9 protein-coding genes and 7 tRNA genes are annotated in these 12,471 nt (G+C 65.7%); 15 read left to right on the top strand and 1 reads right to left on the bottom strand.

Annotated features, from left to right (window positions below; all coding sequences use genetic code 11):
• Window positions 1-14: 14 nt before the first annotated feature.
• From EJO71_RS00510 to EJO71_RS00490, 5 genes are all read left to right on the top strand, one after another.
• Window positions 15-1,067, top strand: coding sequence for an ABC transporter permease (locus tag EJO71_RS00510; RefSeq protein ID WP_125947308.1), 1,053 nt, complete (start codon window positions 15-17; stop codon window positions 1,065-1,067).
• A 13-nt stretch (window positions 1,068-1,080) separates the two neighbouring features.
• A complete protein-coding gene (locus EJO71_RS00505; RefSeq protein WP_093305307.1) occupies window positions 1,081-2,085 on the top strand; it encodes a substrate-binding domain-containing protein in 1,005 nt (334 codons plus the stop codon).
• Between the two features lie 13 nt (window positions 2,086-2,098).
• Window positions 2,099-3,688, top strand: a complete 1,590-nt coding sequence (locus EJO71_RS00500) for a sugar ABC transporter ATP-binding protein (RefSeq protein WP_240651267.1) — start codon at window positions 2,099-2,101, stop codon at window positions 3,686-3,688.
• The gene (locus tag EJO71_RS00495; protein WP_125947309.1) at window positions 3,685-4,737 is read left to right on the top strand and encodes an ABC transporter permease; all 1,053 of its coding nucleotides are present in this window, start codon (window positions 3,685-3,687) and stop codon (window positions 4,735-4,737) included. Before EJO71_RS00500 ends, EJO71_RS00495 begins: the two co-directional genes overlap by 4 nt.
• Before the next feature lie 151 nt (window positions 4,738-4,888).
• A complete protein-coding gene (locus tag EJO71_RS00490; protein ID WP_125947310.1) occupies window positions 4,889-8,497 on the top strand; it encodes an indolepyruvate ferredoxin oxidoreductase family protein in 3,609 nt (1,202 codons plus the stop codon).
• Between the two features lie 3 nt (window positions 8,498-8,500).
• Here the strand turns inward: EJO71_RS00490 and EJO71_RS00485 are convergent, their stop codons facing one another.
• A complete protein-coding gene (locus tag EJO71_RS00485) occupies window positions 8,501-9,454 on the bottom strand; it encodes a phosphate acetyltransferase (protein ID WP_125947311.1) in 954 nt (317 codons plus the stop codon).
• 134 nt (window positions 9,455-9,588) lie between these two features.
• Between EJO71_RS00485 and EJO71_RS00480 the strand changes: the two genes are divergently transcribed.
• From EJO71_RS00480 to EJO71_RS00430, 10 genes are all read left to right on the top strand, one after another.
• Window positions 9,589-9,798 (top strand): hypothetical protein, encoded by a 210-nt coding sequence (locus tag EJO71_RS00480; RefSeq protein WP_125947312.1) that lies wholly within the window; start codon window positions 9,589-9,591, stop codon window positions 9,796-9,798.
• A gap of 204 nt (window positions 9,799-10,002) precedes the next feature.
• Window positions 10,003-10,079 (top strand) — tRNA-Leu (locus tag EJO71_RS00475).
• Window positions 10,080-10,100: 21 nt separating this feature from the next.
• Window positions 10,101-10,178, top strand: a tRNA-Pro gene (locus EJO71_RS00470).
• A gap of 24 nt (window positions 10,179-10,202) precedes the next feature.
• Window positions 10,203-10,278 (top strand) — tRNA-Trp (locus EJO71_RS00465).
• Window positions 10,279-10,299: 21 nt separating this feature from the next.
• Window positions 10,300-10,376, top strand: a tRNA-Glu gene (locus tag EJO71_RS00460).
• A gap of 99 nt (window positions 10,377-10,475) precedes the next feature.
• A tRNA-Asp gene (locus EJO71_RS00450) sits at window positions 10,476-10,551 on the top strand.
• Window positions 10,552-10,682: 131 nt separating this feature from the next.
• Window positions 10,683-10,756: transfer RNA gene (locus EJO71_RS00445), tRNA-Cys, on the top strand.
• Between the two features lie 26 nt (window positions 10,757-10,782).
• A tRNA-Asn gene (locus EJO71_RS00440) sits at window positions 10,783-10,859 on the top strand.
• Window positions 10,860-10,894: 35 nt separating this feature from the next.
• On the top strand, window positions 10,895-11,611 hold the full coding sequence (locus EJO71_RS00435; protein WP_125947313.1) for an NAD-dependent deacylase: 717 nt from the start codon (window positions 10,895-10,897) through the stop codon (window positions 11,609-11,611).
• A gap of 370 nt (window positions 11,612-11,981) precedes the next feature.
• On the top strand, window positions 11,982-12,464 hold the full coding sequence (locus tag EJO71_RS00430; protein ID WP_125947314.1) for a type VI secretion system tube protein Hcp: 483 nt from the start codon (window positions 11,982-11,984) through the stop codon (window positions 12,462-12,464).
• Window positions 12,465-12,471: the final 7 nt, after the last annotated feature.

The following is a 12,471-nucleotide window of genomic DNA, read 5'->3' as shown; positions in this document are numbered from 1 at the left end:
CAAAGGAGCCTTCCGTGAAATTCAGGTTTTCAGACCGCGAGCTCAACTTCCTGGTCGGCATCAACGTCGCGATTCTCGTGGTCGCTACCGTGCTCTCGAGGGGCGACTTCCTCGACGTCTACAACTTCCAGTCGATGGGCGGCCAGTTGCCCGAGCTCGGCCTGCTGGCCATGGGCGTGGCGCTGTCGATGATCTCCGGCAACGGCGGCATCGACCTCTCGGGCGTGGCGCTGGCCAATCTCTCGGGCGTCGTGGCGGCCACGCTGGCGCCGATGCTGGTGGAGGTCGATGCTTCGCCGTGGCTCTACACCGGCGCTTTCGCGGCGATCGCGATCGCGGTGGGGCTGGTGGGCGGGCTGCTCAACGGTGTGCTGATCGCGCGCGCCGGGCTCACGCCCATTCTCTGTACGCTGGGCACGCAGCTGCTCTACACCGGCCTGGCCGTAGTGCTCACCGGCGGCTCCAGCCTGCGCGTGGGCAACGCGGAGCCGCTCTCGGCCATCGGCAACGAAATGGTGCTGGGCGTGCCGATTCCGTTCGCGATCTTCATCGCGATGCTGCTGGCCGTGGGCTGGCTGCTCAAGCAGAGCCCGTTCGGCATCCGGCTCTTCCTGCTGGGCACCAATGCCAAGGCGGCGCGCTACGCGGGCATTCCGCAGGGTCGCATGCTGATTGCCACCTACGCGCTGTGCGGCGTGCTGTCGGCGGTGGCGGGCGTGATCATCGCGAGCCGTACCGCCAGCGTGAAGTCGGACTACGGCAACTCCTACCTGCTCATCGCCATCCTCATCACCGTGATGGCGGGCGTGCGGCCGCAGGGCGGCTACGGGCGCATGGTGTGCCTGTTCTTCTCGGCCGTGGCGCTGCAGCTGCTGTCGAGCACCTTCAACCTGCTGGGCATTTCCAACTTCTTCCGCGACTGCGCCTGGGGCCTGCTGCTGCTGTTCTTCCTGGCATCGGCGCGCTTCAGCGTGAGCGACCTGCGCAGCTTCATCTCCGTTTCGCGCACCAGCGCACCGCCGCATCAGCCCCCTCCTGGCGCGACGCAGAGAACCACCGAGGGCTAGGAGACAAACGAACATGCTGAAGAAAACCAAGATCGCCTGCACCGTGCTGGCACTCGGCACCGTGGCCTTCGCCTCGGCGCTGCATGCGCAGGGCAAGCCGCAGGACATCGTCACCGTCGTGAAGATCACCGGCATCAGCTGGTTCAACCGCATGGAAGTGGGCGTGAAGGAGTTCGGCAGCAGCACGCCGGGCGTGGCCACGCGCCAGATCGGCCCGGCCCAGTCGGACGCCGCGCAGCAGCAGCGCCTGGTGGAAGACCTGGTGGCCAAGAAGGTCGACGCGATCGCGGTGGTGTCGATGGACCCGCCCACGCTGGAGCCGGTGCTCAAGCGCGCGATGGAGCGCGGCATCAAGGTCGTCACGCACGAGGCCGACAACCAGAAGAACACCATGGTCGACATCGAGGCCTTCGACAACACGGCTTACGGCGCGCGCATCAACGAGCGCCTGGCCGCCTGCATGGGCCAGCAGGGCAAGTGGACCTCGCTGGTCGGCTCGCTGGGCAGCCAGTCGCAGGTGCAATGGGCCGACGGCGGCGCGGCCAACGCGAAGAAGTACCCCAAGATGCAGCTGGTCGACGCCAAGAACGAGTCGCTCAACGACGCCGAGAAGGCCTACGGCAAGGCCAAGGAAATGCTGCGCAAGCACCCCGACCTGAAGGGCTTCCAGGGCTCGTCCTCGCTCGACGTGCTGGGCATCGGCCGCGCGGTGGAAGAGGCCGGCCTGCAGGGCAAGATCTGCGTCTTCGGCACCGGCCTGCCGAGCGAGGCGGCCAAGTTCCTCGAGTCGGGCGCGGTCGGCGGCATCGCCTTCTGGGACCCGAAGGACGCCGGCATCGTCATGAACAAGGCCGCCAAGATGCTGCTCGACGGCAAGACCATCACCGACGGCACCGACATGGGCGTGCCGGGCTACAACAAGGTCTCGGTCAAGAAGGGCCCGGGCGTCGGCATCATCGTCACGGGCCAGGCCTGGGTCGAGGTCGACAAGCAGAACTACAAGAAGTACTCGTTCTGAGCTTCCGCCGGCCATGACTCTTACCGCGCCTTCCACGCAAGCAAGTCCGGCAAGCTCAAAGAGCACGGCCGGACGCCGGGTCTTCCTCGAGGTGCAGGATGTGCACAAGCGCTTCGCGGGCGTGCACGCGCTGCGCGGCATCGACCTCGTCATCGAGGCCGGCGAGATCTACCACCTGCTCGGCGAGAACGGCTGCGGCAAGAGCACGCTGATCAAGATCATCTCGGGCGCGCAGCCGCCGAGCCAGGGGCGCATCGTGATCGACGGGCAGCCGTACGAATCGTTGTCGCCGCTGCAGGCGCTCACGCTGGGCATCGAGACGGTTTATCAAGACCTGTCGCTGCTGCCGAACATGAGCGTGGCCGAGAACGTCGCGCTGAGCGAGCAGCTCGTCGCCACCGGCGGCAGGCTGGCGCGGCGCTTCGACCGCAAGGCTGTCGCGGCCACCGCCACCCGGGCACTGCAGGCGGTGAAGCTGCCGACCGACGCGGCCTTTCTCGCGCGGCGCGTGGACGAGATGCCGATTGCCACCCGGCAGCTCGTGGCCATCGCGCGCGCGGTGGCCACTCGCGCGCGCATGGTCATCATGGACGAGCCCACCACCTCGCTCACGCAGAAAGAGGTGGACAACCTCGTGCATGTGGTGGAGGTGCTGCGCGAGCAGGGCGTGGCCGTGCTGTTCGTGAGCCACAAGCTCGACGAGTGCATGGCCATGGGCGGCCAGGCCATCGTGTTCCGCGACGGCACGAAGGTGGCGCAGGGGCCGATCCGCGACTTCACCAAGGCGCAGATCGCGCACTGGATGACCGGCAAGCACCTCGACGGCGAGCGCTACCGCCACGGCACGCACGGCGGCGACGAACTGCTGAAGGTGGAATCGCTGGGCCGCGGCGCGCAGTTCAGCGACGTGAGCTTCGCGCTGCGCAAGGGCGAGATCCTCGGCGTGACCGGGCTGCTCGACTCCGGCCGCAACGAGCTCGCGCTGGCGCTGGCCGGCGTGCAGGGCGCCGACCGCGGGCGCGTGCTGCTCGACGGCAGGCAGATCGTGCTGAAGACGCCCACCGACGGCATCCGCCAGGGCATCGGCTATGTGCCGGAGGACCGACTGAGCGAGGGCCTGTTCCTCGACAAGCCGATCCGCGACAACATCGTCACGGCCGTGCTGAACCGCCTGCGCGGCCGCTTCGGCGCACTCGACATGCGGCAGTGCCAGGCGCTGGCCGAACGAACCGTGGGCGAGTTGCAGATCGCCACGCCAGACGTCGACCGGCCGGTGCAGTCGCTCTCGGGCGGCAACCAGCAGCGCGTGCTCATCGGGCGCTGGCTGGCCATCGGGCCGCGCGTGCTGATATTGCACGGCCCCACCGTGGGCGTGGACGTGGGCTCGAAGGACACCATCTACCGCATCGTGCAGCGGCTGGCCGAGCAGGGGCTGGGCGTGATCCTGGTGAGCGACGACCTGCAGGAGCTGCTGCAGAACTGCGACCGCATCCTGCTGATGCGCAAGGGCCGCATCGCCAACGACTTCGACGCGCAGGGGCTCGCCGAGAGCGATCTCTACCACGCGCTGGTTTCCGACACACCTTCCCCCGCATTCTCATGACGGCTTCCACCATGCAAGCGCATCCAGCGCCGGCCACGCCGGAATCGGCTCCGCTCCCGCCCGAGGCGCGGTTCTCGCTGCGCGGCTGGCTCGCGCAGCGTCCCTCGGTCTTCACGCTCGCGCTGATCGTGCTGGCGAGCCTGGCGGTGGGCGCCATCAACCCGAGCTTCTTCCAGCTGCCGGTGCTGTTCGACATCGTGCGTGCCTGCACGGTGCTGGGCCTGTTCGCGCTGGGCGTGCTGATCGTGCTGGCCGCCGGCGGCATCGACGTGTCGTTCGCGGCCATTGCGGCGCTCACCATGTACAGCATCACCAAGCTGGTGCTGAACTACTTTCCGGAAGCGCCCATCGCGCTGCTGCTGATCGCCGGCGCGGCGAGCGGCGCGCTGCTGGGCGTGCTCAACGGGCTGCTGGTGCATTGGCTGAAGGCGCCGTCGCTGATCGTGACCATCGGCACGCAGTACCTGTACCGGGGCATCCTGCTGACCTTCGTGGGCACCGTGTTCTTCATGAACGTGCCCGCGCCGATGGACGCCTTCGGCAAGCTGGCGCTGTGGCGCTTCGACACACCGCAGGGCCTGCACGTGGTGCTGCCCGCCACCGTGCTGGTGCTGGTCTTCGCGGCGGCGCTGACCTGGTGGCTGCTGAACCGCACGCTGATCGGCCGCGCGGTGTACGCCATCGGCGGCAGCCTCGCGATCGCGGAGCGGCTGGGCTACAACCTGCGCACGGTGCACGTCTTCGTGTTCGCGTACGCGGGCTTCCTCTCGGGGCTTGCGGGCATCGTGCACGTGTCGAGCACGCGGCTGGCGAACCCCTTCGACCTGGTGGGCAACGAGCTGGACGTGATCGCGGCCGTGATCCTCGGCGGCGCGCGCATCACCGGCGGCAGCGGCACCGTGGGCGGCACGCTGCTGGGGGTGGTGCTGGTCACGCTGATCAACAACGTGCTGATCCTGGCCGGCGTGCCCAGCACCTGGCAGAAGGTGATCATCGGGGCGTTCATCCTGGTGGCGGGAGGCTTCTTCGCGATGCGCAGGCAGGACTGATTCTGGCGGAGTGTGTTTTCTCTTCTTTTGCGGAAATGGAAAAGAAAACTGACTTTCAAGCCTCTATTGGAGTGAATTCTTCTCGAAACAAGGGTCTGCGCTAGTGCATTGAAGAAGCACTTCCCCGGAGGGCGGCAGAACAATTCCGGGCATGGATGCCCCACACAACGCCACCGCGATAAGACGGCCCGGCTACCAACTTTCCGACAACCTCTGGGCCGAATCCGGCTCGGTTTTTCTTACCGGCACGCAGGCGCTGATCCGCGTGCTCGTGATGCAGGGCCGGCGCGATGCGCAACGCGGCCTGCACACGCGGGGTTTCGTCAGTGGCTACCGCGGCTCGCCGCTGGGCATGGTCGACCAGGCGATCTGGAAGGCCGGTGAACGCTTCAAGCAGACCGGCATCCGTTTCGTGCCGGCCGTCAACGAGGAACTCGCGGCCACGCAGGTGCTGGGCACCCAGCGCGTGGAATCGGACCCCGAGCGCACCGTCGATGGCGTGTTCGCCATGTGGTACGGCAAGGGCCCCGGCGTGGACCGCGCGGGCGACGCGCTCAAGCATGGCAACGCGTACGGCTCGTCGCCGCATGGCGGCGTGCTGGTGGTGGCGGGCGATGACCACGGCTGCGTGTCGTCGTCGATGCCGCACCAGAGCGACCACGCCTTCATGGCCTGGCGCATGCCCATCATGCAGCCCTCGAGCGTGGCCGAGTACCTGGAGTTCGGCCTGTACGGCTACGAGCTCTCGCGCTACTCGGGCGCGTGGGTCGGGATGGCGGCGCTGTCCGAGGTGGTGGAAAGCGCGGGCACCGTCGACCTGGATGCGATCAACAGCCGCATCGAAGCGTGGGAAGACGCCGAGGCCGTAAGTTCAGCCACCGGCCATCGCGCGCCGCCGGATGGCCTGCACTACCGCTGGCCCGATCTGCCTTCGCTGCGCATCGAGTCGCGCCTCGAGGACAAGCTGGCGGCAGTAGCTGCATTCACCAAGCGCAACAGCATCGACCGCCATGTGATCGTGAGCGAGCACGCGAAGGTGGGCATCGTCACCTGCGGCAAGGCACATCACGACCTGATGGAAGTGCTGCGCCGGCTCGAGCTCTCGCCGGAGCAACTGGCGCGCGCCGGCGTGCGGCTCTACAAGATCGGCCTGAGCTTTCCGGTGGAGCAGACGCGCATCAAGGCCTTCGCACAGGGGTTGGAGGAGATCCTCATCGTCGAGGAGAAGGGCGCAGTGGTCGAGACGCAGCTGCGCGACATCTTCTACAACGCGCCCGCCGATGCGCGCCCCGTGCTCGTCGGCAAGCATGACCGCGAGGGACAGCCGCTGGTGTCGGCGCTGGGCGAACTGCGCCCGTCGCGGCTCATCGAACTGGTCGCGCACTGGCTGGCCGTGCACTTCCCCGACAACCACGACCTGGGCGACCACCTGCAGCACGTGCGCGACTTCACGCCGCCCGAGTTGCTCGGCAACGCGAGCGATGCGGTCAAGCGCCTGCCGTACTTCTGCGCCGGCTGCCCGCACAACACCAGCACCAAGGTGCCTGAAGGCTCGACGGCGCGCGCCGGCATTGGCTGCCACTTCATGGCGAACTGGATGGACCGCAGCACCGCAGGGCTGATCCAGATGGGCGGGGAGGGCGTCGACTGGATCTCGCACGCCATGTTCACGAAGACGCCGCACGTGTTCCAGAACCTGGGCGACGGCACCTACTACCACTCGGGCTACCTCGCGATCCGCCAGGCCGTGGCGGCCAAGGCGACGCTCACCTACAAGATCCTGTTCAACGACGCGGTGGCGATGACGGGCGGGCAGCCGGTCGACGGCGTCATCAGCGTCGACGCCATCGCTCGGCAGGTGGAGTCGGAGGGCGTGAGCAAGGTGGTGGTGGTGAGCGATGCCATTGGAAAGTACGACGACATCAAGGGCCGCTTTCCGCAAGGCACCGAGTTCCACGACCGCGCCGCGCTCGACGACGTGCAGCGCCGCCTGCGCGAGATGGCGGGCGTGACAGTGCTCATCTACGAGCAGACCTGCGCGGCCGAAAAGCGCCGCCGCCGCAAGAAGGGCGAGCTGGCCGATCCGCCCAAGCGCCTCTTCATCAACGAGGCCGTGTGCGAAGGCTGCGGCGACTGCACCGTGCAGAGCAACTGCGTGGCGGTGCTGCCGCACGAAACGCCGATGGGCCGCAAGCGCAAGATCGACCAGACCAGCTGCAACAAGGACTACTCCTGCGCCAAGGGCTTCTGCCCCAGCTTCGTGGGCGTGACGGGCGGCAAGCTGCGCCGCAAGAGCGGCGCGCTGGCGGCGGGGCGCGATGCCTTCCTGCATCGCGTGGCCGCGCTGCCGTACCCGGCGGAGCACGAATGGACCGCCCCCTACGACCTGCTCGTGACCGGCGTGGGCGGTACCGGTGTGGTGACGGTGGGCGCGGTGATCGCCATGGCCGCGCACCTCGAAGGCAAGGCTGCCAGCGTGCTCGACTTCATGGGCTTCGCGCAGAAGGGCGGCTCGGTGCTGAGCTTCGTGCGGCTGGCCGATTCGCGCGAGCGGCTGCACCAGGTGCGCATCGACACGCAGCAGGCCGACGCGATCCTCGCCTGCGACGTGGTGGTGGGCGCTTCGGCCGACGCGCTGCAGACCGTGCGGCACGGGCGCACGCGCGTGCTCGCGAACATCCACGAGATTCCGGTCGCTGAAGCACTGCGCAACCCGGACGCGGACCTGCACGTCGACCTGCTGCTGGAGAAGATGCGTTTCGTGGCCGGCGACGAGCAGGTCGAGACCTTCGATGCGCAGAGCCTGGCGGAAGAATTCCTGGGCGACACGCTCGCCGCGAACATCGTCGCGGCCGGCTACGCATGGCAGCGCGGATTGGTGCCGCTGAGCCTGGAAGCGCTGATGCATGCGATCGAGCTCAACGGCGTGGCGGTTGCTGCGAACCAGTCGGCCTTCTCGTTGGGGCGACTTGCGGCGGGCAACCCCGAGGCGCTCGATGCGCTGCGTGCCGCGCCTGTCGATGCGCAGGCTTCTTCTGTCGACGGGCGCCCGCTCGACGTGCTGATCGCCGATGCGCGCCGCCACCTGACGGGCTACCAGAACGCTGCGTGGGCAGACCGCTTCGAGACGCGCATCCGAGGCCTGCGTGCGCGCGAGGCCGGGTTGCAGGGCGGCGATGCGAGCCTGCCGTTCACGCGCAATGCGGCGCGCAGCCTGCTCAAACTCATGAGCTACAAGGACGAGTACGAAGTGGCGCGGCTCTATACCGACGGTGCGTTCGTGCAGAAGCTGCAGGAGCAGTTCGAGGGCGACCTGAAGCTCGAATTCCACATGGCGCCGCCGGTGCTTTCGCGCGGTGCGCATGGGAAGGCGCCCGCCAAGATCCGCATCGGAAGCTGGATGCTGCCTGCGATGCGCTGGTTGGCGCATGGCAAGCGGCTGCGCGGCACGGCGCTCGACCCGTTCGGGCGTACCGGCGAGCGGCGGATGGAACGCGAACTGATCGCGCATTTCGACGGCCTGCTGGAAGCCATGGCGGACGAGCTTTCGGCCGGCAACCAGGCGACGGCCGCGCGCATTGCGGCGCTGCCGCTGTCGATTCGTGGCTTCGGCCACGTCAAGCTCGCGAATTTCGAAGCTGCCAAGGTGCAGGAGGCGGAGCTGCTGCACCGCTTTGCGCCGGCGCGCTATCCGAAGCCGGAGCGCGCAGCGGCCGCCGGACAGATCAGGGGAATCGCGATCGTGGCGGGCGCTCGATAGCGCTCAGCCCACCGCCTTGATGAGCTTGTCGCGCCCCGCCTTCACGAGCATGGAGGCAACGGCGCACGAAGCGAGCCGTGCCGATTCCGAGTCGGCGCGGCTCGTGAGGATCACCGGCACCTTCGTGCCCAGCACGATGCCCGCCGCATAGGCACCGCCGAGGAAGGTGAGGCTCTTCGCCAGCATGTTGCCGGCGTCCAGGTCGGGCACGATGAGCACGTTGGCGCGGCCCGCCACCGGCGAGTTGATGCCCTTGATGCGCGCGGCCTCGGCGTCGATGGCGTTGTCCATCGCGAGAGGGCCGTCGAGCACCGCGCCGGTGATCTGGCCGCGGTCGGCCATCTTGCACAGCACCGCGGCATCGAGCGTCGACGGTACCTTGGCGTTCACTGTTTCCGTTGCCGAGAGAACCGCCACGCGCACCGCCGGCATCAGCAGCGCATGCGCGAGATCGATCGCGTTCTGCACGATGTCGACTTTCTCCTCGAGCGTGGGCGCGATGTTGATCGCCGCGTCCGAAATGATCAGCGGCTGTGCGTGGCCGGGGATGTCCATCACGAAGCAATGGCTGATGCGGCGCGAGGTGCGCAGGCCGCCTTCGCGGCGCACGACGGCGCCCATCAGCTCGTCGGTGTGCAGGCTGCCCTTCATCAATGCATCGACTTCTCCGCGCAGCGCCATCGCGACGGCCGCATCGGCGGCGGCATGGCTGTGCGGTGCGTCGACGATCGCGATGCTGGAGAGATCGATGCCGATCTCGCGCGCGGCAGCTTCGATCCTCGCGCGCGGGCCTACCAGCGTCGGTGCGATGAGCCCCAGTGCCGCGGAAGCGAGCGCCGCTTCGAGCGACACCGCGTTGGCGGGATGAACCACCGCGACTCGCAACGGAGGAAGGTTGCGCGCGGTTGCGATCAGACGGTCGTAGTGCGGATGTGTCGCGAGGGTCGAAGACGCCATGCAGGCTCCTGGAGGTGAAAGGGAGGGAGTGCGTTGCCGCAACGGTACTTGAAAAAAAGCCGATCAAAGTTGTTGACGATTGTGTAAAGACTATTTACAGTCCAAACCCACTCGACGCCAACAGGACACACATCGTGAAAGCCGCAAAGATCCGCATCTACAGCACTTGCCCCGCATCGGGCAACGTGTTCGTGCGCATCGCTTCGCATGATGGCCTCGGCTTTGGCCTGCTGCCGGCATTGCAGCAGCTCGAGCAGTCCCTGTATCCGATGCAGAACCCGCAGGCCAATCTGTGGCCGTGCGATTGCGAGGATCAGGTGCAACCGGGTGGAGGAAGCGCATAGGCGCAGACCTCCCAAGCTCTCTTCAGCAGAGGCCCGGACACCGCAAGGTTCCGGGCCTCTTTGCTTTCTTCTTGTTCTTCCTTCCAAGCGGCGATCACGCCGCGACACACCGAGCCCCGGCTTGGTGACGCTCCTTAAAAATTCACAGACACCGAAGCGAGACCGGCCACTGAAACGTGTCGTCGCTTCGCTAAATATTTTTCAGCCCTGGTGACGCAATTGGTAGACGTGTCCGCCTTAGAAGCGGAATTCTGGGAGTTCGAGTCTCCCCTGGGGCACCAATTTTTCTCTCTCGGATTTCTCTGGGTGTAGTGTCAATCTGGTAGACGGCCTGCCTTGGAAGCAGGAGGCTGCAGGTTCAAATCCTGCCACTCAGACCATCTTTTCTTTCTTCGCCTTTCCACGCGTGTGTAGCTCAACTGGCAGAGCACTGGACTCCAAACCCAACGGTTGAAGGTTCGACTCCTTCCGCGCGCGCCATTTCTTCATTCTTGCTTCAACGTCTCGTTCGTCTAGCGGTCAAGGACCTCGGAGTTTCATCCCGAAGATCGTGGGTTCGAATCCCACACGAGGCACCATTTTTACTGGCCCTTCGCCTAGTGGTCCAAGGCACCGGGTTTTGATCCCGGCATCCAAGGTTCGAATCCTTGAGGGCCTGCCAGCTTTCTTTCTTCTTCGCTCCGCTAACTCAGTGGCCAGAGTGCCTCCCTGTCCAGGAGGAAGCCAGGGGTTCGACTCCCCTGCGGGGCGCCATTCATTTCATCCTTGCCTGGATCGTGAGCAGCACTGGCGACTGCAGCGGGCTGTAACCCCGTCTCTTCGGAATACTTCGTTCGACTCGAAGACGATCCACCACTTTTTCTTCAACTTCATCACCAGGTTTTGGCGCGATAGCAAAGCGGCAGTGCAGCGGATTGCAAATCCGACCAGCCCGGTTCGACTCCGGGTCGCGCCTCCATTCACCTCTTCATCAGTATCGATTTTTCCCCGGTAGCTCAGCTGGTAGATGCGGCGCACTGTTAATGCGCAGGTCACACGTTCGATCCGTGTTCGGGGAGCCAATAATTCATCCACAAAGCCAGAGGAGTGCCGAAGCATGAAACCCCAGGTCCAGCCGAACAAGATCGTCGTGCTGTCGGGCTCCGGCGTGAGCGCCGAGAGCGGCCTGCCCACGTTCCGCGATGCCAAGGGCTTGTGGAACAGCTACTCGTGGCAGGAGCTTGCAAGCCCTGAAGGATGGCGTCGGCATCCGGAGGCAGTGCTGGCTTTCTACAACGAGCGCAGGCAGAAGGCGTGGCAGGCGCAGCCGAATGCCGCGCACCTTGCCATCGCGTCGCTCGAGTCGGTATACGAAGTCGTGATCGTCACGCAGAACGTCGATGCGCTGCATGAGCGCGCGGGTTCGCGCAACGTGGTGCATCTGCACGGGCAGCTCGCATATGCACGGGGCACATCGGAGCCCGAGCCGAAGCGCTATCGCATCGATGGCGATCCCATCGCCATGGGGCAGCTGTGTGAAGACGGCACCCAGCTGCGCCCCGACATCGTGTGGTTCGGCGAAGCCGTGCAGCACTTCGAGAAAGCCGAGGAGCACGTGGCCACGGCGGCGCGTGTGCTGGTCGTGGGCACATCGCTCACGGTCTATCCGGCGGCATCCCTTGTGCAATATGCGGATCGCGCTGCACAGAAGGTGCTGGTCGCGCTCGACATGGAAGAGGTGCCGCGCGGCTTCGCCTTCCTGCAGGGCAAGGCGGCGGAGATCGTGCCTGCGCTGGCAGCGAAGTGGTTGGGCGAAGCGCGCATGGCCGAGTAGCTGCCCTTGGCTCTGCAAATCAGAAAAGGCCCGCCATCGTTTCGATGGCGGGTTTTTTCGTTCGATGAGAAATCAGGCCAATGAACTGTTTGGTTTTCGGATTTGAAGCATTGGTTAATTTTGATTAACTCTTTTTGCTGTCGTCTTTGAGGCGCTCGAAAAATGATTTGTGAGAAATGACGCGATCAGGAAAGGAATTCGTCCGAATTCAATCCGTTTGTCACAGTCCGATCCGAACATCGCACTCACTTGGCTCCGGTGGCGGCACGACATGAGTGCTGCCATGACCGGATTTCAATCGTGCCGCCGCAGTGGCGGTAAATGTTCACGGCGCCCGGAGGGGGCGCCACAACCCAGGGAGCAATCAGTCATGGCAGTAGACATGTTCATGCGCGTTGAAGGCGCGAACGGCGAATCGAAGGACTCGAACCACAAGGAGTGGACGGACATCAAGTCGTTTGCATGGGGCGCAACGCAGCCCGGCAACATGGTCAGCGGTGGTGGCGGTGGCGTCGGCAAGGCCAGCTTCAACGACCTGCAGGTTCTGGCGCGCATCGACAAGGCGGCACCGTCCGTCATGAAGAACTGCGCGAGCGGCAAGCACCTGAGCAAGGTGGAAGTGTCGGTGTGCAAGGCCGGTGGTTCGCAGATCGAATACACGCGCGTGACGTTGGAAGAAGTGCTGGTGACGTCGGTGCAGTACACGGCCGAGCAGGGTTCGGATGCGGCGTTCGTGCAGTACGCGTTCCAGGCCGCGAAGGTCAAGCAGCAGTACTGGGAACAGACCGACAAGGGCGGCAAGGGCGCCGAGACGGTTCTGGCCTGGAACATCAAGGAAAACAAGGAAGCCTGATCCTTCC

It is taken from the genome of Variovorax sp. 679, from assembly GCF_003952185.1.
GTDB lineage: Bacteria > Pseudomonadota > Gammaproteobacteria > Burkholderiales > Burkholderiaceae_C > Variovorax.
This window is presented reverse-complemented; position numbering and strand designations above follow the sequence as displayed.

Excerpts from the sequence above, each read along its gene's own strand:
- EJO71_RS00505 (WP_093305307.1), top strand. The coding sequence starts at position 1,081 with ATGCTGAAGAAAACCAAGATCGCCTGCACCGTGCTGGCACTCGGCACC.
- EJO71_RS00500 (WP_240651267.1), top strand. The coding sequence starts at position 2,099 with ATGACTCTTACCGCGCCTTCCACGCAAGCAAGTCCGGCAAGCTCAAAG.
- EJO71_RS00495 (WP_125947309.1), top strand. The coding sequence starts at position 3,685 with ATGACGGCTTCCACCATGCAAGCGCATCCAGCGCCGGCCACGCCGGAA.
- EJO71_RS00490 (WP_125947310.1), top strand. The coding sequence starts at position 4,889 with ATGGATGCCCCACACAACGCCACCGCGATAAGACGGCCCGGCTACCAA.
- EJO71_RS00485 (WP_125947311.1), bottom strand. The coding sequence starts at position 9,454 with ATGGCGTCTTCGACCCTCGCGACACATCCGCACTACGACCGTCTGATC.
- EJO71_RS00435 (WP_125947313.1), top strand. The coding sequence starts at position 10,895 with ATGAAACCCCAGGTCCAGCCGAACAAGATCGTCGTGCTGTCGGGCTCC.
- EJO71_RS00430 (WP_125947314.1), top strand. The coding sequence starts at position 11,982 with ATGGCAGTAGACATGTTCATGCGCGTTGAAGGCGCGAACGGCGAATCG.